Origin of the sequence: Pseudomonas sp. PH1b, from assembly GCF_000633395.1 — a bacterium.
Lineage (GTDB): Bacteria > Pseudomonadota > Gammaproteobacteria > Pseudomonadales > Pseudomonadaceae > Aquipseudomonas.
This window is the reverse complement of the sequence record NZ_AYMU01000008.1, coordinates 158,953-179,423: the sequence shown is the minus strand read 5'-3', so window position 1 is coordinate 179,423 and position 20,471 is coordinate 158,953. Positions and strand designations below refer to the sequence as shown.

The following is a 20,471-nucleotide window of genomic DNA, read 5'->3' as shown; positions in this document are numbered from 1 at the left end:
TGGATAAAAAAAGTGACCTGTCAGTCAAATGCCGACTCCAATACCGGTAAAGCTGCAGCCCGCTGATGCGTTACTAGAGGTACGCAAGGTTTCAGGGATGCAACCGCAATCGATTCAAGGCAGTGACAGGAGAGTTTTGACAGTGAGTAACAGCAAGAGGTATGCGAGCGGTCTGGTGCTGGCCCTGTGGGCATGCATGGCATCGGCCGAGGAGTTGCCTCACAGCTCGATTTTGAAACGCTACGGGGTGACCGTGGATCAGTTGCCGCCCGGTTTACCCGCGCCAGCCACCACCGAGGAGCCTGCCCCCAGTCTTTTCCAGTTGGACCCGGAGCAGCCCCTGGCGCAGTTTCGTCTGAAGGACGACGCGACGCCGGACACCACAGGCAACATCAGCATTGATAACGCCAATGCCAGGGAGCGTGATCGCTGCCGGCAGGTGAGCCAGGAGTTGTCCAAGCGTGGCAAGCCGGTGCCGGGGTTTTTCTGCGAGCCGGGGCAGGGAGGCTTGCTCTGGGGGCATTGAAGTGCTGCGGTGAATCATTTTTCCTGGCGGACGGTGGCCACATCGTCCGCCTTGACCCGAATGGTCTTGCCGGAGATGTCCTGGAATTCATAGAAACCATCGGCAGTCTTGGTCTTGGGCTGATCACGGGTCAGGTACTGCGTGCCGTTCTGCAGGGTCACCACGGTGGGCGAGGCGCAGCCGGCCAGGGTCAGGGCAGCGAGCAGGAGCAATCCCAGGTTTTTCAGGTTCATACAGGTTTCTCGTCAGTAGTGGTGCATCCACGATGCGCTGGACACTATAGCCATGGCCCGTTGGTGTAGTGAAGACGACAAAAGTTCTGTGGGCCATTGTAAAAAACTTCGCCGCGCCATTTATCCAATAGTGTTTGCCAGAGCGGGGCAACGGCTGTTATCTGTACGCATAACCAGTATTCAACCCGCCGTGGCGTCTTAGTTCCGTGACCTCCAATCCCCTCGAAAACCCCCTCTATTACCTGCACAACTTCCAGCAAGTGTTGAGCTGGCTGGAGCTGCGCTATGCCGATGTGCTGACGGACGCCGAGCAGTGCTTCATTCGTGACTTCACGGCCCTGGCCCAGCCGTCCCAGGCCTTGCTGGTGCGCATGGTGATGCGCAAGGGGCGGCACTTTCGCCTGGGCAAGCTGAGTTACCCGGAGATCGGCGACAGCGCCCGGGCCCTGGTGCCGCTACTGGCCCTGGGCTGGGTCGACGAGCAGGCGCCGCTGAGCCTGGAGGAGCTGTTCGGCTTGCTGCACAAGGCCGAGTTGCAGCAGGCGTTCAAGGCCCTGGCGCTGCCGGCCAAGGCGAAGAAGAGCCAGTGGCTGGAGGCGCTGCAGGCCCAGCACCCGCAACCCCAGGCGTTTGGCCAATGGTGCCCGGAGCTGGACGACAGGCTGCTGAGCCTGACGCTCATGCCACTGTGCGACCGCTTGCGCCTGATGTTCTTCGGCAACCTTTACCAGGACTGGTCGGAGTTCGTGCTGGCGGACCTGGGCATCTACAGCTACGAAAAAGTCGAGATCAGCGCCGATGCCCGCGGCCTGCGCAGCCGTGACGACGTCGATGGCTTCTTTTACCTGCACCAGTGCCAGGAAGGATTCGAGGCCGGGGATGAACTGCCCCAGGTGCTGGAGCGAATCGCCGCGTTCAGCACCGCCAACCCCTGGCTGGAGAAGCGCCGGGGCAAACTCTTGTTCCTCCTGGGCCAGCATGGCGAGCGCCTGGCGGACTGGGCCCTGGCCCGGGCGATCTATCAGCAGTGTGCCTACCCCGGGGCGCGCTTGCGGCTGATCCGGGTGCTGGAGCGCAGCGAAGAGTACCCGGCGGCCCTGGCCCTGGCGGAGCAGGCAGCGGCTGCCCCCGAGAGTGCCGCCGAGGCCCAGCAGTTGCTGCGGGTCATGCCCAGGCTGCGACGCAAGCTGGGCGGGCCGCCACTGCCACGCACGGCCGCTCGCGAGGTGCAGCGCCTGGACCTGCAATTGCCCCAGGACGGGCAGGGACTGAGCGTTGAGCAACGGGTCCAGCTGCATCTGCACCAGCCCGAGGGGCCGGTGCACTACGTGGAGAACAGCCTGATCAATTCGCTGTTCGGGCTGCTCTGCTGGCCGGCGGTGTTCGCTCCGTTGCCGGGGGCCTTCTTCCATCCGTTCCAGCGCGGGCCGGTGGACCTGCTCAGCGAAGATTTCCATGAGCGGCGCAGCGCGCTGTTCCAGGGCTGCCTGGCGGAACTGGACGATGGCCGCTACCGCGACAGCATCCGCCAGCGCTTTGCCGAAAAGTGGGGCCTGCAATCACCCTTCGTGTTCTGGGGGGCGCTGACCGAGGAACTGCTCGAACAGGCCCTCGACTGCCTGCCTGCCGAGCACCTGAAGCACTGGTTCCAGCGCCTGCTGCTGGACATCCGGGCCAACCGCGCGGGGATGCCGGACCTGATCCAGTTCTGGCCCGAGGAGAAAACCTACCGGATGATCGAGGTCAAGGGCCCGGGGGATCGCCTGCAGGACAACCAGTTGCGCTGGCTGGACTTCTGCCAGGAGCACCGGATGCCGGTGACGGTGTGTTATGTGCAGTGGCAGGACTGCGAGGGGTGAGCTATCGCATCGCGGTACGGGCCCTGTGCGAATTCAGCGCCAAGAGCGGCGATCTGGATCTGCGCTTCACCCCGTCGCCGACCGCGCTGGAAGGCATGCACGGGCACCGTACCGTGGCCTCCCGCCGCAACCCCGAGTACCAGAGTGAAGTGGCCCTGGAGGGGCGCTACGGCGAGTTGCTGGTCAAGGGCAGGGCGGACGGCTACGACCCGACGCAGAACCTGCTGGAAGAGATCAAGACCTACCGCGGCGACCTGGCGCGCATGCCCGACAATCATCGGCAACTGCACTGGGCCCAGGCCAAGGTCTATGGCTGGTTGCTGTGCCAGAGCCTGCAACTGCCGGTCATCCGCGTGTCTCTGGTGTACTTCGACGTCCTCAGCGAACAGGAAACATCGCTGGTACAGGAGCACAGCGCCCAGGTGCTGGAAGACTTCTTCAACCAGCAATGCGCGCTGTTCCTGCACTGGGCCCAGCAGGAAATGCAGCACCGCACAGCCCGTGACCAGGCCACCCGCAGCCTGAGTTTTCCCCATGGCGAGTTTCGCCGCGGCCAGCGTCACCTCGCCGAGTCGGTGTACAAGGCGGTCAGCACCGGCCGTTGCCTGTTGGCCCAGGCGCCCACCGGCATCGGCAAGACCCTGGGCACGATCTTCCCGATGCTCAAGGCCATGGCCCCGCAGCAACTGGACAAGCTGCTGTTTCTCACCGCCAAGACCCCGGGACGACAATTGGCCCTCGATGCGGCCCGGGTGCTGTTCGCCGACCAGCCCGAGTTGCCGTTGCGGGTCTTGGAGCTGGTGGCCCGGGACAAGGCCTGTGAGCACCTGGACAAGGCCTGTCATGGCGACTCCTGTCCGTTGGCCAGGGGCTTCTACCAGCGCCTGCCGGCGGCGCGCCAGGCGGCCAGCCAGGTGCCGATGCTGGACCGCCAGGCGCTGCGCCAGGTGGCCCTGGAGCATCAGGTCTGCCCCTATTACCTGAGCCAGGAAATGGCCCGCTGGAGCGATCTGGTGGTGGCCGACTACAACTATTATTTCGATTTCAGCGCCTTGCTGTTCGGCCTGGCCCAGGCCAACCAATGGCAGGTCGCGGTACTGGTGGACGAAGCCCACAATCTGGTGGAGCGCGGACGCGGCATGTACAGCGCCAGCCTCGACCAGCAGCAACTGGCCAAGGTGCGTGCCAGCGCGCCCCAGGCCTTGAAAAGCTCATTGCAACGTCTCAATCGCGAGTGGAATGCCCTGCACAAGGACCAGGTCGCGCCCTATCAGGCCCATGACCGGCTGCCGACGGCGTTGCTCAAGGCGCTGGGGCTGTGTGTTGCGGCCCTGGGCGACTATTTCAACGAGCACCCCGAGGGCCTGGACAGCGAGCTGCAGGGCCTGTATTTCGAGCTGCTGCAATTTGCCCGGGTGGCGGAGCTGTTCGAGCCGCAGCAGTTCATCTTCGACATCAGCAAGCGCGTGTTGAGCGCCAAGCGCAGCCTGTCACGCCTGTGCCTGCGCAACGTGGTGCCAGCGGCGCTGCTGCGCCCTCGGTTGACGGCGGCCCGCAGCAGCGTGCTGTTTTCCGCGACGCTCAATCCCCGGCATTACTACGCCGATCTGCTCGGGCTGCCGGAAAACACCGTGTGGCTGGACGTCGAGTCACCGTTCGAGGCCCGGCAACTGGAGGTGCACATCGTCAGCCGCATCTCCACGCGCTACGTTCATCGGCAAGCGTCGCTGGCGCCGATTGTCGAGTTGCTGGCGCGCCAGTTCCAGGCGCGCCCGGGTAACTATCTGGCCTTCTTCAGCAGTTTCGATTACCTGCAGCAAGTGGCCGAGTTGCTGGCCCTTGAGCATCCGCAGATTGCCTTGTGGCAACAGTCCCGGGGCATGGACGAGTCATCCCGCGAGAACTTTCTCCAGCAGTTTCGGGCCGAGGGGCAGGGCATAGGTTTTGCCGTGCTCGGCGGAGCCTTCGGCGAGGGCATCGACCTGCCGGGATCGAAACTCATCGGTGCCTTCGTCGCGACCCTCGGGCTGCCTCAGCTCAACCCCTTGAACGAACAGATGAAGCAGCGCATGGCGGCGCTGTTCGGCTCCGGTTATGACTACACCTACCTCTACCCCGGGCTGCAGAAAGTGGTGCAGGCCGCCGGGCGAGTGATCCGCAGCCAGGCGGACCGGGGTGTGCTGATGTTGATCGATGATCGCTTTGCCGAGCCGCGGGTCAGGCAACTGCTGCCGGGCTGGTGGGCCCTCGATGGGCCCGGCGGGTCGGTGGTTGCCGGCTAGGGGCGGCACCGGGCCTGGGTCCTGAAGCCTCGGCAAGAGGGGCCTGGCAGGTGCCAAGCCCCGGGGGTTCACTGGCCCTGACGGACCCGGATGAAGCGCCGCAGGGTTTCGCCCGGGCCGGTGTGGAAACGGGTTGGCCGGGGCTGGCCGGTGTCGGCGGCGATGAACACGAAGTGATCGTCGCTCAGCTGATAACTGGCGGGCAGGGGCTGTCCGGCATCAGCGCCGACGCTGTCGATCCAGGTGATGGACTTGGGCGTGGTGCTGCTGTCGAGGGTGAAGGTTCCGGCCAGCAGTTGCTCGCCCTCCACCGTGACCACGCGAAACCGGTTGCCTTCGATCAGGGTCAGGGCACCGGGAGCGCTGTGCTCGTCCGGTGGGTCGAATACACCGCTGTCTTCCATGCCGGTCTGCTCCCAGGCTCCTTGCAGGCGTTCGAGCTCCCGCAGGTCAGCTGCCTTGCGTGATGACAGAGTATCCATTGTCGATTGGTACCTTGGGGTGGGGTCAGTTGAAGATATTACGGCCAATGCAGTAGGTCAGCAGGTCCTGGTCGCTTTGCACTTCCAGTTTGCGCATCGCGGAAATTTTCTGCGCGCTGATGGTTTTCGAGCTGCGGTTCTGGCTGCGGGCGATGTCGCTGACGCTCTTGCCGGAAACGAACAGGCGCAGGATCTCGAACTCCTTGGGCGACAGGGTGGAGATTCGTGCATCGATTGCCACGTTGGATTCCAGCACCGAGTTGGAGGCCGGCTCCAGGCTGCGGTAGATGCCTTTTTGTGCAATGGCCTTGAGGGCGGTCTGGATTTCCTCGTGCAACTGGCTCTTCTGGATCACCCCGACCACCCCCAGTTCATGCAGGCGGGTGAGGATCAACTGGTTGGAAATCATGGTCAGGACCAGGATCTGCAAATGGGGGAAGTTGCGCTTGAGGTATTCCACCAGTTTCAGGCCGTCGCCGTAAGGCGAGTCCCCGGGCATGTTGTAGTCGGTGATGACGACATCCACCGGGCGCGCCTCCAGAAGCTGGACCAGGCCCTTGGAGCACACCGCCTCACCAACGATTTCAAATCGATCATCGCGCTCCATCAGCTCGCGAACGCCGAGCAACACAATCGGGTGATCGTCAGCAATGACTACTTTCAGTTTTTCCATGACAAACACACCCGTGTAAGACGCTAATTAATAAAGAAACCCGAGACTGACGGTACATTAAACCCTGGCGCTCATTATTCAAGGGGCAGCAGGAGTTCCGACAGGCGCTGCATCAATTGCCGGACCTGGGCAACCAGAGCCGGGCTCAGGCTGTTTTCCAGCAACTGGCACTCCAGTTCGGCGCAAGCCCTGGCCAGTGCCACGGCCTGCACGGCGCCCATGGCTCCGGCGATGCTGTGCAGGCGCTCGGCGGCAGCGTTGGCGGACCCGGTCTCCAACGCCTTGGTCAACCGTTGCAGGTCCTCGTGCATGGTACTGACAAACAGCGGGCGCATCTTTTCCGAGAGCTGGAGGGTGTTGCCCGCAGGCACAGGGGCGGTGTCTACCCTGGGCCGGGCTTCAGCCGGCGTCGGCGTTGCAGGCGCCGGAGGTGGGGGGGGAGTGCTTTGGCAAAGCTTCAATAGTTGGCCTCGCAACGTCTGCAGGTTCATGGGTTTGACGATCCAGGTGTTCATTCCGGCGGCCAGGCAACGGCTGCCTTCCTCGCGCATGGCATTGGCGGTGACGCCGATGATCGGCAGTTGCGGGTCGCGTCGGCGCAACTCCCTGGCCAGGTCGTAGCCATTCATGATCGGCATGTTGACGTTGCTGATGGCGATGTCGAACAGCTGCGGTTCCCACTGCTCCAGGGCCTGCTCGCCATTGGCCGCCAGGGTCACCTGGCAACCCAGGGCCTCGAGTTGCTCCTTGATGATCACCTGGTTGATCGGGTTGTCCTCCGCCACCAGGATGTGCAGGTGCAATGGCTGCAAGGAGTTCGGCTGCTGCGGAGCCAGGTGCGGGGGAAGGCCTTGGCGCGCCAGGGCTGCGGCGCGGGCGATGGCGCGGATGTCGTGGGCGTCGACCTGGCATTTTTCCCCCTGGCGGCTGTCGCTGCTGTGCCCGCTGGATACAGCCCTCAGACAAGGCCCGGACCAGGGCGCGAGGGAGCCCCGGGGCAGCAGGTCGATGAGCAGCCGCTCCTGGGGCTGGTCTTCCCAGCCGTTGGGCAGCGGGTAGGCCTGGACCCCCAGGCGGCCGAGCCAGTCGCAGGTGCTTTTCACCAGTTCCGGCACCGGCGCGCGGACATAGACCGCAGGCCCGTCGGGCACCAGCGGAGTTGCCGGCAGGGCTCCAGGCAGGTGCTGCAGGCTCAGGCGCAGGGAGAAATTGCTGCCCAGCCCAGGCTCGCTGATCACCTGCATCTGGCCCCCCATCATCTGGCTCAGGCGCTGACAGATGGCCAGTCCGAGCCCGGCCCCGGCCTCGCTGGAGGCATCGCGCACCTGATAGAAGGGATCGAACAGAAAGGGTTGCTGCTGGGCAGAGATGCCGATGCCGGTGTCGGTGACTTGCCACTCGATGCAGGCCTCTCGCTCTTCGAGCGTCAGCACCCGGACCCGCAGCACCACCCGGCCACTGTCGGTGAACTTGATCGCGTTGCTCAACAGGTTGTTGAGGATCTGGCGGATCCGTGTCGCGTCCCCCAGCATCAGGGCCGGCAGGTTCGGGTCGATGCAGGCGTAGAGCAGCAGCCCGCGCTGTTCGGCAGAGGCGGCGTAGGTGTGCAGGGCGTTCTCCAGCATGTCCAGCGGGCAGAACTCCGCCGGGTCGATGCTCATCTGCCCGGACTCGATCTTCGACACGTCAAGCACGTCGCTGATCAGCTGGAACAGGGTGCTGGAGGAGCGTTGGATGGTCTGCAGGTAGTCGCTCTGGCGTGGATCCAGGGTGGTCAGCCCGAGCAGCTCCAGGGTGCCGAGCACACCATACAACGGGGTGCGGATCTCATGGCTCATGGTCGCCAGGAACAGGGTCTTGGCTTCGTTGGCAGCATCTGCCGAGCGCCTCGCCTGATCCAGCGCCTGGGCATCCTCGACGTGATGGGTGACGTCATTGAAGGCACAGAGCACTGCATCCTGGCCCTTGTAGCGGGTCGAGACGAAACCGACCTGCAGGTGGCGCCCATCGATGTCGAGATAGGTTTCCCCTGCGTCGACCAGGCGTTGGTCACGTTGCAGCAGCGACAGCAGCTTTGCCGTGCCTTGCCAGTGCCGGGCCTGGTGGTTTTCCAACAGCACCTTGAAGTTGTCCCGGCGTGCCACGCACAAGCCGGTAGGGGCGGTGTCGATGATCACCCGGTTGAAGGCTTCGCTTTCGGCGATGGTCTGGTGCGCCAGTTGTGCGGGTATCACCACGTGGTTGCGGTACCAGCGGCACGCCGCCCAGCCGCAGGCAACGGCGCCCAGGGCCAGGCCCAGCAGGCCCAGCAGCGCCCACTGGGCATAGTCGAAATAGCTCTGGTAACTGATGGTGTAGAGCCCGGTCCAAAGCGCCGAGGACTGGCTGGTGAGTTTGAAGGTCATTCCTCGCAGGCCGAAATTCAAGCCTTCCTGCAAGGCATTGGCAGGGTCATTGGCGCCGGTGAGGACCAGGCCCGAGGGGTCGATGAGGGTGAAATCGTCATAGATCGACCAGTGCATGAGCCGTTCGATGTTGTTGACACCGTCCAGGTTGAGCAGCGATGCCGCCACCACCCAGTCGCTGGCCCCGTTGATGTGCAACTGTTCCGAGCCCAGGTGCAGGTTGATAAAGGCCAGCAGCTTGGGGGCGACATCCCCCGAGTCCGGCTGGTTGTACCGCTCCCAATAGACCTGGCGGTCCGGGAAGCCGTTGTTCTTCACCGTCAGGTGGCGCAGCACCCGCTCCACCACGCTGTTGTAGGGTATCTCGCTGCGCCAGGGGTTGCCCCGCATGTGCCGCGCCGCCGGCACGCTGATGTCGAAATTGCCGTAGGCGTTGAAGATGAAGGTACGGGGCGCGGGATAGTGCGAAGTGGACCAGAAGGCGCTGTAGAAGGTCGACAGGTGCACGCCCAGGGCGAACACCTTGGGCAGTTCCCCGATGGCCAGCTGCTGGTGATTGAAGTTCAGGCTGAAGGGAATCGAGTAGGGGTATTCCTGGCCTTCATAGGCATTGTTGCCCACGCTGGGCAAAGGCCGCTGCAGGTACAGGGCGTGAGGCTCGTCGCTCATCATCGAGTCGACCGCATGGTGCGCTGCCAGGCGGCGCAGAAACAGTTCCTGCTCCTGGACATTCTCCATCAGCCGGGCGAAGTGGAAACGCACGCTGCTGTACTGTTCGTCAATCAGGCGCTGGGTGGTCCAGTAGAGAGTGGCGAACAACAGCAGTGCCAGGCCCAGCAGGATCAACATGCCTTTGTTCAACCGGATCGAGCTGCGAGTCAGGTTCTCCAGGAAGGTGTTGCTGTTTTTCATCACTGATTTCCCAAACACGTATAAGGGCCTCAATCTTGAGATTCCTACCTCTGAAGCAAGGCCGTCAGCGATGAGTGACTGTTGCGCGGGTGAGCAATGGGTTCATCGGCTAATACATCGTTGCCGGTCCGTCTTGGGCCAGCAGTTGCTGAAACTGTTGCGAAGAGACCGCATGGGAGATCAGGAACCCCTGGACCTGGGTGCAGTCGATTTTCCTCAGCAGGGCGAGCTCCTGCGCGCTCTCCACCCCTTCGGCCACGACAGTCAGGCCCAACTGCCGGCCCAGCGCGATGATGCTGGTCAAGGCCTGGGTCATTTCTTCATTGTTGTGGCAGCCCTGGACCAGGCCGCGGTCGATCTTCAATTCAGTGAACGGAGTCGATACCAGGTTCATGTAGGAGCTGTAGCCCTTGCCGAAATCATCCTGGGACAGGCCGAAGCCCTTGATGCGCAGGCGGCAGGCGCCCGCATAGAAGTTGCTGATGTGTTCCGGGGTCGAGCACTCCATGAGTTCGAAGCAGATCTTGTTCGGTACGCCTTGGCGCTGGATCACGAAGTCGTGCAGGCGGTCGGCCAGATCCGGGCTGTTGAGCAGGTGGGTCGGCAGGTTGATGGACACCGGGATGTCATAGCCGTTGTCGCGCCAGCGCATCTGGGCGTCCAGGGCCTGCTGCAGGATCAGCCACAGCAGGTCTTCTTCCAGGCCCTCCACCGTGAGCTCGGGGAGAAAATCACAAGGCAGCAGCATGCCGTGTTGCGGATGCATCCAGCGCACCAATGCCTCGGCGGCGACGATGCGCCCATTGTTCAGGGCCTTCTTGGGCTGGAACCAGGCCTGGATCTGCCCGTTGCGCAGGGCATCCAGAAGGGTTTCACGGCTGCACTCCACGCCCAGGGCGGGCTTTTCAGCCGCGCTGAGAAGGCCGGGCAATTGGGCGGTGAGGCTGCGCAAGGCTGCCAGGTTCACCGGTTTGGATATCAGCCCGATCACCCGCAGCCCGAGGTTGCGCGCCACCAGGCTTGCCCCCATCAGCATGCGCCGGGACGAGGCGCTCATGATCGCCAGGGCCGGGCGGGCACGCTGGTCGGCCAGGCCCTGGATGAACTGCACGCCGTCCATGCCGGGCATCAGCAAGTCAGTCAGTACCAGATCGAAGTGCCGATGCTTGAGACGCTCCAGAGCTTCTGCACCATTGCGCGCAACCTCCAGTTGATAGGGGCCCAGCTCGTTGAACAGGTGTTGCAGGTACATGTACTGAAACGGCTGATCTTCGACGATCAAAATGCTACAGGACTTCATGGGGAGCTCTTTCATAAGGCGCCAGATAGTTGAACAACGCTCTTAATGCAAAGGGCTTCACCAGGCAGTGGTTCATCCCGGCTGCAATACAGAGCTCTTCTTCTCCGCGCATTGCATTGGCCGTCGCCCCGATGATCGGGATCGAACAGCCCAGACGTCGAAGCTCCTTGGCCAGTTCATAGCCGTTGAGCTTCGGCATGTTCACATCCGTCAACACCACGTCGAACTGACCGCTTCTCCAGATGGCGAGGGCTTCTTCACCGTTCGAGGCCAGTTCCACGCTGCAGCCCAGTTCCTCCAGCTGGTCCTTGAGGATCAACTGGTTGATCACATTGTCCTCGGCCACCAGCACATGCAGGCTGAGCTTCTTCAACTCGCGGATATCCGGGTGTTCTTCACTCTGGGCCACCCATACACCCTGGGCCTGGCTAACGGCCTGATGGATCGCCCGCAGGTTGTTGGTGTTGACCTGCCAACTGCCGCCATGGATCCGCGGTTCGTTGTGACCGTCGCCACTGGCCAGCACCAGCGGGCCTTGCCAGTCAGGCTCCAGCCGGTGTTCCAGTGCCCCGGGGTGCAGCTCGATAAGGACATGGCCGCGGCAGCGATCCGACTGGGTGGGCAGGCTGAACTGAGCCCGGGCGCCCCAGCGGCGCAGCCAGCCGGCCACGGATTCGGCAAGCTCGCGCACCGGCGACACCACGTAGATCATCTCTGGCAGCAACGGGCTGATCATTGGCGTGCCTGGCATCGTCGAGGAGGCCTCCAGCGGCAGGGTCAAGGTAAAGCTGCTGCCCAGCCCGAGCTCGCTGACCATGCGCAGGTTGCCGTTCATCAACTGGGTCAGGCGCTGGCAGATCGGCAGGCCGAGGCCGGTGCCGGCGATGACGTTGGTATTGCCCTCGGTCTGGTAGAAGGGTTCGAAGATCAAGGCCTGATCGTCCTGGGCAATGCCGCGGCCGGTATCCGATACCTGCCAGAGGATGTTGCTGCGTTCGCCATCGCGGCTGTCAACCCTGACCCGCAGGACGATGCGCCCGGAGTCGGTGAACTTGACCGCATTGTTCAAGAGGTTGCTGAGGATCTGGCGGATCCGCGTGACATCACCCAGAAGCACTTCCGGCAATTGCGGTTCGATGCAGGCATAGAACTGCAGGCCCTTGGCCTGGGCTGCGGCGGCGTAGCCCTGAATGATCTCGTGGACCAGGTCCAGGGAGGAGAACTCGCTGAGTTCCAGGGCCAGTTGCCCGGCTTCGATCTTGGACACGTCGAGCACGTCGCAGATCAGTTGCAGCAGGGTCCCGGACGATCCTTCGATGGCCCGCAGGTAGTCTTTCTGCTGGTTGTCCAGATGGGTCCGCGAGAGCAGTTCCAGGGTGCCGAGCACACCGTACAGCGGGGTGCGGATTTCGTGGCTCATGGTGGCCAGAAACAGGGTCTTGGCTTCATTGGCGGTGTCGGCCAGGCGCTTGGCTTCCTCAAGCGCTGCCTCGATCTGCTTGCGTGCGCTGATGTCGCTGAAGGCACAGAACAGCACATCCTCGCCCTTGTAGCGGGTGGGAGCCGAGCTGAGGTAGAGGTGGCGCCCGTCAGCAGTCTCGAAGTAGTCCGAACTGTTGGGGCGGCTGGGGTTGAAGGCCTGTTCGATCCAGCCGGCACACAGTTGGTCGCGTTCGCTGCCATTGCCCAGCCACTGCTGGGACAGAGTGTTTTCCAGCACCACCCGGCCATCGCTGCGACGCAATACGCACAGGGCTACCGGGGCGATCTGGATCACGTCGCGGCTGAAGGCTTCGCTTTCGATCAGGGCCTGGATCCGGTGCAGCGCCGGACTGATCAGGCGCACTTCGATCCAATGCGTGAGCAGGCTGATCAAGCCCATGCCCAGCAGGCTGATGAGCAAGGCCGCAAGTATTTGCGGCCAGAGACTCTTGAGCAGGTTGTGCAGATCGAAGGAGTACACCAGTTGCCAGTCCGATGACCCCAGCTGCTTGCGTATCACCAGGTGGTCCGGCCACCAGCGACCGCCAAGAAAACCGAAGAAACTGCCTCCCTGGACCCGTTGCACGTCCGCGCTCAATCGGGCACTGGGGGTGGTGCTGAAAATTAATCCGCCCTGGGAATTGAACATCATGAAGTCCCCGGCGCTCTGGTCGCTGAGGGCGGTGGAGACGCTCTGGCCGTCCATTTCCAGGCCCAGCCAGCCAGAGTTGGGGAAACGTTCGTCGAGGCGGGTGAATATGTACAGGTGGGCGGCACCGGCGGAGTGGTCCATCAACCACAACTCTTCGCCGGGCGGCACGTCGTCGAGGTCCAGCTCGCTCAGCTTGTTGAGCAGCATCTTGGGGAAATAGGCCGATTCCGGTTGTGTCCTGAACAGGCGTTGCACCTGGGGCGGGTCGCCGTCGCGGACATAGAGCAGGTTCAGTTGTTTGTTCTGCAGGTAGTCGCGCATGCGCTGGGTCAGCCAGACACTCCACTGGTTTTCATTCGGGGCGCCCAGTTGCAGGTGGATTTCCTCATTCGGATCGGATTCGGAGTCTGCGTTGCTATCGTCCCCTCGAGAGCGATGCACGGCCGAAAGACTCAGGCTTTCCAGCAGCGCCTCGCGGCTGGTGAAGAAGGTCTGGGCTTCGGCGATGGCGCTGCTCATGTAGCTGCGCCGTTGTGACAATTCGTTGTTGAAACTGGTGCGCAGGAAGTTGTAAACGGCGCCTAGCAGGCCAATCAAAAGAATCAGCGCCACGACACGAAGCAGCCGACGGGCTGCTTCAGGACTGGAAAAAAGAGGATTGATCTGATGCAGGTAGCTTTTTAATCTCATCCGCCCACTGTAATTGGGGGGCATGCCAAGCAGGGATCAGACGATTCTTAAATCACTAGGTACAAAGTAGCATTGTTGTTTTTGGGCTCTAAACTAGGGCTTTTTGAGCGTTTTAAACGACAACGGTTCTCAAGAATCGATTGTCTTGTCAGGTCGCTGCCGGTTCAGACCATTTCCAGACGCTGCTTGCGCCGTGGGGCAGGGAAGGCTTGATCCAGGGCCTGCAGGTCCTCCGGTGCCAGCTGTAAATCCGCCGCCTGGGCATTGAGGCGAATGTGGGCCGGACGTACCGCCTTGGGAATCACCAACACACCTTCCTGGCGCAGCAGCCAGGCCAGGGCCACCTGGGCCGTGTCGACCCCGTGGCGCTGGGCGACCTGCTGCAGCGCCGGCTCGGCCAGCAACGCGCCGCCCTGGCCGATCGGGCAGTAGGCCATGAGTGGCATGTGCCGCTGCTGGCAGGCCGGCAGCAGGTCGAACTCGACCCCACGGGACTCGAGGTTGTACAGCACCTGATTGGTGGCGCAGGCGCTTGAATCGAGCTCGTCCAGGTCGGCCACATCGAAGTTGGAGACACCCCAGCGGCGGATCTTGCCGGCTTCGCGCAGGCGTTCGAAGGCCTCGACGGTTTCCGTCAGCGGGTATTGGCCACGCCAGTGCAGCAGGTACAGGTCGATGACCTCGGTGCCCAGGCGTTTCAAGCTGCGCTCACAGGCCAGGGGCAAGCCTTTGCGGCTGGCGTTGTGGGGATAGGCCTTGCTCACCAGGAACACCTCGTCGCGGCGTCCGGCAATGGCCTGGCCGACCACTTCTTCGGCGCCGCCCTCACCGTACATCTCCGCGGTGTCGATCAGGGTCATGCCCAGGTCGATACCCGTGCGCAGCGCGGCGACTTCCTGATCCCGCTGCTGCCGACCCTCACCCATTCGCCATGTGCCCTGGCCAATGACCGGAACCTGTGTGTCGGCGAGTTGCAACATGCGCATGGCTACCTCCTGGTAGGTGTCGAATGGCGTCAGTGAGGGGCACAGGGAAGCAAAGCCGTCAGCAGGGGTCAAGGCCCTGGGGGGCGAGGGCGGCAAGGGGGGAAATCATATATTCGATAAAGGAATAAAATACTAATTATTTATTCCTTTAAAGACTTTTTCCAAGGGTGCATGTTAACCACCAGCCGCTCAACTCCTGATTCCGGCCCTTGCGAAGGATTTTTCCCATGACTATTCAAGCCATCAACGTGCGCAACCAGTTCAAAGGTGTGATCAAGCAGATCCACGAAGGCCAGGTGGTCTCGGAAATCGACGTACAGACCGCCTCGGGTATCGTCACCTCGGTAATCACCACCCGCTCGGTACGGGACCTCGAACTGAAGATCGGCAGTGAGGTGATTGCCTTCGTCAAATCCACGGAAGTGTCCATCGCCAAGCTCTGAGACCGTCCTCACTGACCCAGGGCTCAGCGCCCTTCATGCTGCTTGCGGTAGGCCCCCGGTTGCAGTCCCACGGCCTTGGTGAAGGCTCGGGTGAACGCCGCGATGGACTGATACCCCACGGCGGCGGCTGCTTGCTCCACCGTCTGGTTGGCCTTGAGCAACTGGCAGGCATGGCGCATGCGCAGGGCCAGCAGCACCTGGCCGGGGGATTGCCCGGCCAATTCGTTGAACCGCTTGAAGAATGCCGAACGCGAGAGCCCGGTGCAGGCTGCCATGCTTTCCAGCGGCCAGGGCTGGCCGGGGTGCTGGATCAATTGTTCCAGCAGGGGCGCGAACCCCGGGTGACGGGCCAGGGCCACCAGCCCGCCGAGGTCTTGGTTGGTGCTGACCTGCTGGCGCAGCACGTACAGGAACAGCAAGTGGCTGAGGCGCTCCAGCAGGGCCGAAGACGGCGCGGGAGTGCGCTGGCATTCCTCGAGAATCAGCTGGAACAGTGCCCGGGCGGCACTCAGGGACGGATCGCCGGCCCGCAGGATCAGCCAGCCCGGCAGGCCATCGATGATCAGCGACGATAGCCCGGACTTGAAGTGAAAGAAGCCGCAAACCAGCCCGACGCCGTCCTGGGCCTGGGGATCAAGGGCGGTCATGGCCTGGCGTGGCAGCCGGCGCGCCAGGTCCGGCTGTTCGGCGCCGGACAATCGGTAGGGCAGATCCTGCAGCAGGAACACCGCATCCCCGCTATCGAGGCGCAAGGCTTCAGGCTGGCCGTCGATGTGCAGCCAGCAATGGCCCTGCACGATCAGGTGGAAGCTGGCCCGGGCCAGGCCCTGGGTGCTGGCGTGCCAGCCACCGCAGTAGCGTCCGACGTGAAACAGGCTGGCGTCGAGTTCCAGGCCTTCTAATAACCAATCAACCAGTGGGCTTGATGAAATCATCTAAGGGAAACACTCAGGAGCAAGTAATAGCTACTTTAGAATATGGATCGAATTTCTTATAACCAACAGACTTGGCGCACACCCCACAGCAGGAGTCCACTCCATGTCCCGCGTCACTCTACACACCTTGAACAGCGCCCCCGAAGCCGCTCGGCCCTTTCTTGAGAACGCGCTGAAGAATTCCGGATTCATCCCCAATCTGCTGGGCATCCTGGCCAATGCGCCGGCGGCCCTGGAAACCTATGTCACGGTCTCGGCGCTCAACGGCAAGGCCGAGCTGAGCCTGGCCGAACGTGAAGTGGTGCAGTTGATTGCCGCCACCACCCATGGCTGCGATTTCTGTGTCGCAGGTCATACCTCGGTGGCCCTGAACAAGGCCAAACTCTCCGACCCGGTGGTCAGTGCCCTGCGTGAGCAGAGCACCTTGCCCGAAGCCCGGCTGGAAGCCCTGGCCGCCTTCGCCCGTGAAGTGATCGCCACCCGGGGCAAGGTCAGCGACGCAGGCTATGCCGAGTTCAAGGCCGCAGGATACAGCGAAGGCAATGCCCTGGAAGTGATCCTGGGCATCAGCCTGGCGACCCTGTGCAACTTTGCCAACGTGTTCGCCGGCACCGAACTGAACCCCGAACTGGCCAAGTATCGCTGGTCCGTGCAAGGTCAATGAATCAGCACGCCGGTGATTGACCGGCGTCCCCTTCAAGGAGAAAACCCATGCTCGATGCGCAATTGAGTGAATGGCTGGATGCCCAGGCCCAGGCCCTCGACCAGGGCCACTGCGACCCCCAGGAAGTGTTGGCGCGCCTGGCCGACGCCGGTGTGCTGCGGGTCGGCATCAGCCAGGCCCAGGGCGGCAGCGGCGGTGAACTGACCGATGCCCTGGAAGTGATGGCCGCCGTCGCCAGCCACTCCCTGGCCGCGGCCTTTGTCTTCTGGGGCCAGCGCGCCTTTGTCGAATACCTGCTGCACAGCCCTAATGCGGCGCTGCGCGAGCGCCTGTTGCCGTCGCTGCTCAACGGCGAGCTGGCAGGGGCCACCGGGCTGTCCAACGCCATGAAGTACCTGTCGGGGGTCGAGGCCTTGCAGGTTCGGGCGCAGGACCAGGACCACGGCTGGAGCCTGAGCGGGCGCCTGCACTGGGTCACCAACCTGCGCAAGAGCGGCTTCGTGGTGGCCGCGGCCATCGAGCACGAGGAGGGCGGCGCGCCCTTTATCCTGGCGATTCCCGATGCCCTGGCCGGGTTGCAGCGCTCCGACGACCTGCAACTGATGGGGTTGCAGTCGAGCAACACCGCGGCCCTGGACCTGGATCAGGTGCAAGTGCCGCGGGAGTGGTTGCTGCACGAGGACGCCCGGGTGTTCCTGCCGGCGGTGCGCCCGGCCTTTCTCGGCCTGCAATGCTCGCTGGCCATCGGCCTGGCGCGTCGCGCCCTGGTTGAGGCGGGGCGTCACATCGAAGGCGCCCGTTCATTTCTGCTGCCGGCCTTGCAGGAGCAGCGCGAGCAGTTGGAGCAGACCATCAGCGAACTCAAGAGCGGCCTGCTCGACGGCCGTTTCCTGGCTCAGCCGGCGGCGCTGTTCCGGGTGCGCATCGCCCTGGCCGAGGCCACCGCCAATGCGCTGCAACTGGAGCTGCAGGCCAGCGGCGGCAAGGCGTACCTGGACGAATACGGCAGTGGTTTCGCCCGGCGCTGGCGTGAATCGGCGTTCGTGCCGATCGTCACCCCGAGCCTGGTGCAACTGCGTGCCGAACTGCAGCGCCAGGCACGGAACGCAGCCGCATGAGTGCGCTGCTCAACGCCCAGGGGATCAGCCTGGGGTATGCCGCGCAGGGCGGCTGGCACAGGGTGCTGGAGGGCTTCGACCTGCAACTGCAAGCCGGCGAAGTGGTATCGATCCTCGGCCCCAGCGGGGTCGGCAAGTCCAGCCTGCTGCGGGTCCTGGCCGGCCTGCAGCAGGCCCACCAGGGGACGGTGAGCCTGTTGGGGGAGCCGATCACCGCGCCCCATCCGCGGGTCGCCGTGGCGTTCCAGGACCCGAGCCTGCTGCCCTGGCTGAACCTTGAGCACAATGTGGCGTTCGGCCTGGACTTCGCCCGCCAGCCTCGGCTCAGTGCACCGGAGCGCCAGCAACGGATTGATCACGCGATCGCCGCGGTGGGCCTGGCGCCGGCGCGCCAGCGCTACCCGGCGCAGCTCTCCGGTGGCATGGCGCAACGCACCGCCCTGGCCCGTTGCCTGGCCCGCCAGCCTCAGGTGCTGCTGCTCGACGAACCGTTCGGCGCCCTGGACGAGGTGACCCGGGCCGACATGCAGCAACTGCTGCTCAAGGTGATTGGCGAGCACCAGACCGCCGCCTTGCTGATCACCCACGACATTGACGAAGCCCTGCTGCTGTCCGATCGGGTCCTGCTACTGGGTGACAGCCCGGCGCGTACCCTCGGCCAGTGGCGCATCGACCTGCCGGCGCCGCGTGCCGAACGGATCGAGGAACTGGGCGCCCTGCGTATCGAGATTCTCAAAACCCTTCGGCGGGCGAGCCGCAACCCCCTTCATTCCCCTTTGCCTGCATCGTCGGAGATTGACCATGTGCCTGGACGACTTCACCCACACCCGTCGTGACTTCCTCAAACTCAGCGCGCTGCTGACCGCCGGCGGCGCCTTGCCGCTGCTCAGCAGCCTGCAAGCCCGTGCGGCCCAGGAGCCGGATGCGCCGGTGCGCATCGGCTACCTGCCGATCACCGATGCCACGCCACTGCTGGTGGCCCACAACAATGGCCTGTTCGAGGCCGAGGGCATCAAGGCCGAGCGCCCGGTGCTGCTGCGCAGTTGGGCCCAGGTGATCGAGGCGTTCATCTCCGGGCAGGTCAACGTGATTCACCTGCTGTCGCCGATGACCGTCTGGGCCCGCTATGGCAGCCGGGTGCCGGCCAAGGTGGTGGCCTGGAACCACGTCGGCGGCTCGGGTCTGACCGTGGCCCCGGGGATCACTGAGGTCAAGCAACTGGCCGGGCAGTCGGTGGCGATTCCGTTCTGGTACTCGATCCACAACGTGGTGGTGCAGCAACTGTTTCGCGACCACGGCCTGGTGCCGGTGAGCAAGGCCGCCGGCAGCACCCTGGGGGCCAACGAGGTCAACCTGCTGGTGCTGCCGCCGTCGGACATGCCACCGGCCCTGGCCAGCAAGCGGATTGCCGGCTACATCGTCGCCGAACCCTTCAATGCCCTGGCCGAGGAACTCAAGGTCGGCCGGGTGCAGCGCTTTACCGGAGATGTCTGGCGCAACCACGCCTGCTGCGTGGTGTTCATGCACGAACATGACCTGAACAACCGTCCCGAATGGTCGCAGAAGGTGGTCAACGCCATCGTCAAGGCTCAGTTGTGGACCCGCGACCACCGCGCCGAGGCCGCACAACTGCTGTCCAAGGACGGCGCCAACCGCTACACGCCTCATGCGCCCCAGGTGCTCAACCGGGTGCTGGCGCCGGCGGCGGCCGACCGCGAGGCCTACCTGGCCAGCGGCGCGATCCAGCACAGCCACTGGGATGAGCAGCGCATCGACTTCCAGCCCTATCCGTTTCCCAGCTACACCGAAGAGTTGGTCAAGCGCCTCAAGGACACCCTGATCGAGGGCGACAAGGGCTTTCTCGCCGGCCTCGATCCGGCCCACACCGCCAAGGACCTGGTGGACGAGCGCTTCGTGCGCAACGCCATCGCCGCGGTGGGCGGGCTCAAGGCCTTCGGCCTGGCGGACAGCTTCGAACGCAGCGAGGAGTTCGGTCTTTGATGGGCAAGCAACCTTCCTCCCTGAGCCACTGGGTCCTGGGCCTTGCCGGGCTGTTGAGCCTGCTGCTGGGCTGGTGGCTGGGGGTGCACCTGCTGGGTGACGGCAATGGCCTGGCGGCGCGTTTCTCCCCCGAGGCAACCTTCGCCAGCCTGCTGGAACTGCTGGGGCGCGGCGAGCTGTATGAGCATGTGCTGGTAAGCCTCAAGCGCATCCTCGTGGGGCTGCTCCTGGCCCTGCTGATCGGCGTGCCCCTGGGCCTGCTGGTGGGCAGCTACCGGCACCTGGAGGCGGCCACCACCCCGGCGTTCCAGTTTCTGCGGATGATCTCGCCGCTGTCCTGGATGCCAGTGGTGGTGATGCTCATGGGGGTAGGGGACCAGCCGATCTACTTCCTCCTGGCGTTTGCCGCGCTGTGGCCGATCCTGCTCAACACCGCGGCTGGCGTACGCCAGCTCGACCCACGCTGGCTGCAACTGAGCCGCAGCCTCAGCGCCACCCGCTGGGAAACCCTGCGCAAGGTGATCCTGCCGGGTGTCGTGGGGCACGTCCTGACCGGGGTGCGACTGTCCATCGGCATCCTGTGGATCGTCCTGGTGCCTTGCGAAATGCTTGGTGTCAGCGCCGGCCTGGGCTACTTCATTCTTGATACCCGAGACCGCCTAGCCTACTCGGAACTGATGGCCATGGTGCTGCTGATTGGCGTCCTTGGATTCGCCCTCGACGCCTGCGCCCGGGCCCTGCACCGACGCTGGTCCCACGCCTGAGGCCCATATTGCCGGCGCCACCCCGGCTCCCCTCGTAGGAGCCGGCTTGCCGGCGAAGAGGCCC

The 20,471-nt window shown here is 63.8% G+C and carries 17 protein-coding genes; 9 read left to right on the top strand and 8 right to left on the bottom strand.

Translation table 11 applies throughout. From position 1 onward, the window contains the following. Positions 1–142 precede the first annotated feature (142 nt). Complete coding sequence (locus U873_RS0115120; RefSeq protein WP_025129063.1) at positions 143–526, top strand: hypothetical protein; 384 nt, start codon at positions 143–145, stop codon at positions 524–526. A 14-nt stretch (positions 527–540) separates the two neighbouring features. On the opposite strand, the gene U873_RS0115115 is transcribed toward U873_RS0115120, so the two are convergent. After that, a complete protein-coding gene (locus tag U873_RS0115115; protein ID WP_025129062.1) occupies positions 541–759 on the bottom strand; it encodes a YgdI/YgdR family lipoprotein in 219 nt (72 codons plus the stop codon). 206 nt (positions 760–965) lie between these two features. Between U873_RS0115115 and U873_RS0115110 the strand changes: the two genes are divergently transcribed. Continuing rightward, a complete protein-coding gene (locus U873_RS0115110) occupies positions 966–2,618 on the top strand; it encodes a VRR-NUC domain-containing protein (RefSeq protein WP_025129061.1) in 1,653 nt (550 codons plus the stop codon). Beyond that, positions 2,615–4,900, top strand: coding sequence for an ATP-dependent DNA helicase (locus tag U873_RS0115105; RefSeq protein WP_025129060.1), 2,286 nt, complete (start codon positions 2,615–2,617; stop codon positions 4,898–4,900). The genes U873_RS0115110 and U873_RS0115105 overlap by 4 nt, the downstream gene beginning before the upstream one ends. Before the next feature lie 68 nt (positions 4,901–4,968). Here the strand turns inward: U873_RS0115105 and U873_RS0115100 are convergent, their stop codons facing one another. The 6 genes from U873_RS0115100 to U873_RS0115075 form a co-directional block, all read right to left on the bottom strand. Then, on the bottom strand, positions 4,969–5,382 hold the full coding sequence (locus U873_RS0115100) for a TIGR03067 domain-containing protein (protein ID WP_025129059.1): 414 nt from the start codon (positions 5,380–5,382) through the stop codon (positions 4,969–4,971). A 25-nt stretch (positions 5,383–5,407) separates the two neighbouring features. Beyond that, positions 5,408–6,055, bottom strand: a complete 648-nt coding sequence (locus U873_RS0115095) for a response regulator (RefSeq protein ID WP_025129058.1) — start codon at positions 6,053–6,055, stop codon at positions 5,408–5,410. 74 nt (positions 6,056–6,129) lie between these two features. Next, entirely contained in the window at positions 6,130–9,372 is a 3,243-nt protein-coding gene (locus U873_RS0115090) for a hybrid sensor histidine kinase/response regulator (RefSeq protein ID WP_025129057.1), read from the bottom strand. Between the two features lie 109 nt (positions 9,373–9,481). Further along, positions 9,482–10,672: an EAL domain-containing protein gene (locus tag U873_RS0115085; RefSeq protein WP_025129056.1), complete on the bottom strand. Its 1,191-nt coding sequence runs from the start codon at positions 10,670–10,672 to the stop codon at positions 9,482–9,484. Beyond that, complete coding sequence (locus U873_RS0115080) at positions 10,659–13,496, bottom strand: ATP-binding protein (protein ID WP_025129055.1); 2,838 nt, start codon at positions 13,494–13,496, stop codon at positions 10,659–10,661. The genes U873_RS0115085 and U873_RS0115080 overlap by 14 nt, the downstream gene beginning before the upstream one ends. A 164-nt stretch (positions 13,497–13,660) precedes the next feature. Next, the gene (locus tag U873_RS0115075) at positions 13,661–14,482 is read right to left on the bottom strand and encodes an aldo/keto reductase (protein ID WP_025129054.1); all 822 of its coding nucleotides are present in this window, start codon (positions 14,480–14,482) and stop codon (positions 13,661–13,663) included. Between the two features lie 227 nt (positions 14,483–14,709). Between U873_RS0115075 and U873_RS0115070 the strand changes: the two genes are divergently transcribed. After that, complete coding sequence (locus U873_RS0115070) at positions 14,710–14,925, top strand: molybdopterin-binding protein (protein WP_025129053.1); 216 nt, start codon at positions 14,710–14,712, stop codon at positions 14,923–14,925. A 23-nt stretch (positions 14,926–14,948) separates the two neighbouring features. On the opposite strand, the gene U873_RS0115065 is transcribed toward U873_RS0115070, so the two are convergent. Then, on the bottom strand, positions 14,949–15,860 hold the full coding sequence (locus U873_RS0115065; RefSeq protein WP_025129052.1) for an AraC family transcriptional regulator: 912 nt from the start codon (positions 15,858–15,860) through the stop codon (positions 14,949–14,951). Positions 15,861–15,963: 103 nt separating this feature from the next. On the opposite strand from U873_RS0115065, the gene U873_RS0115060 reads away from it, so the two are divergent. From U873_RS0115060 to U873_RS0115040, 5 genes are read left to right on the top strand one after another with little or no spacing between them, the layout of a single operon-like run. Beyond that, on the top strand, positions 15,964–16,524 hold the full coding sequence (locus tag U873_RS0115060) for a carboxymuconolactone decarboxylase family protein (protein WP_025129051.1): 561 nt from the start codon (positions 15,964–15,966) through the stop codon (positions 16,522–16,524). Between the two features lie 47 nt (positions 16,525–16,571). Then, entirely contained in the window at positions 16,572–17,642 is a 1,071-nt protein-coding gene (locus U873_RS0115055; RefSeq protein ID WP_025129050.1) for an acyl-CoA dehydrogenase family protein, read from the top strand. Further along, on the top strand, positions 17,639–18,478 hold the full coding sequence (locus tag U873_RS0115050; protein ID WP_025129049.1) for an ABC transporter ATP-binding protein: 840 nt from the start codon (positions 17,639–17,641) through the stop codon (positions 18,476–18,478). The genes U873_RS0115055 and U873_RS0115050 overlap by 4 nt, the downstream gene beginning before the upstream one ends. Then, a complete protein-coding gene (locus tag U873_RS0115045; RefSeq protein WP_025129048.1) occupies positions 18,444–19,643 on the top strand; it encodes an ABC transporter substrate-binding protein in 1,200 nt (399 codons plus the stop codon). Before U873_RS0115050 ends, U873_RS0115045 begins: the two co-directional genes overlap by 35 nt. After that, a complete protein-coding gene (locus U873_RS0115040) occupies positions 19,643–20,407 on the top strand; it encodes an ABC transporter permease (RefSeq protein ID WP_025129047.1) in 765 nt (254 codons plus the stop codon). The genes U873_RS0115045 and U873_RS0115040 overlap by 1 nt, the downstream gene beginning before the upstream one ends. Positions 20,408–20,471 lie beyond the last annotated feature (64 nt).

Coding starts and splice junctions, on each gene's coding strand:
- U873_RS0115075 (WP_025129054.1), bottom strand. CDS start 14,482: ATGCGCATGTTGCAACTCGCCGACACACAGGTTCCGGTCATTGGCCAG.
- U873_RS0115060 (WP_025129051.1), top strand. CDS start 15,964: ATGTCCCGCGTCACTCTACACACCTTGAACAGCGCCCCCGAAGCCGCT.
- U873_RS0115055 (WP_025129050.1), top strand. CDS start 16,572: ATGCTCGATGCGCAATTGAGTGAATGGCTGGATGCCCAGGCCCAGGCC.
- U873_RS0115065 (WP_025129052.1), bottom strand. CDS start 15,860: ATGATTTCATCAAGCCCACTGGTTGATTGGTTATTAGAAGGCCTGGAA.
- U873_RS0115070 (WP_025129053.1), top strand. CDS start 14,710: ATGACTATTCAAGCCATCAACGTGCGCAACCAGTTCAAAGGTGTGATC.
- U873_RS0115080 (WP_025129055.1), bottom strand. CDS start 13,496: ATGAGATTAAAAAGCTACCTGCATCAGATCAATCCTCTTTTTTCCAGT.
- U873_RS0115085 (WP_025129056.1), bottom strand. CDS start 10,672: ATGAAGTCCTGTAGCATTTTGATCGTCGAAGATCAGCCGTTTCAGTAC.
- U873_RS0115115 (WP_025129062.1), bottom strand. CDS start 759: ATGAACCTGAAAAACCTGGGATTGCTCCTGCTCGCTGCCCTGACCCTG.
- U873_RS0115040 (WP_025129047.1), top strand. CDS start 19,643: ATGGGCAAGCAACCTTCCTCCCTGAGCCACTGGGTCCTGGGCCTTGCC.
- U873_RS0115090 (WP_025129057.1), bottom strand. CDS start 9,372: ATGAAAAACAGCAACACCTTCCTGGAGAACCTGACTCGCAGCTCGATC.
- U873_RS0115095 (WP_025129058.1), bottom strand. CDS start 6,055: ATGGAAAAACTGAAAGTAGTCATTGCTGACGATCACCCGATTGTGTTG.
- U873_RS0115050 (WP_025129049.1), top strand. CDS start 17,639: ATGAGTGCGCTGCTCAACGCCCAGGGGATCAGCCTGGGGTATGCCGCG.
- U873_RS0115100 (WP_025129059.1), bottom strand. CDS start 5,382: ATGGATACTCTGTCATCACGCAAGGCAGCTGACCTGCGGGAGCTCGAA.
- U873_RS0115045 (WP_025129048.1), top strand. CDS start 18,444: ATGTGCCTGGACGACTTCACCCACACCCGTCGTGACTTCCTCAAACTC.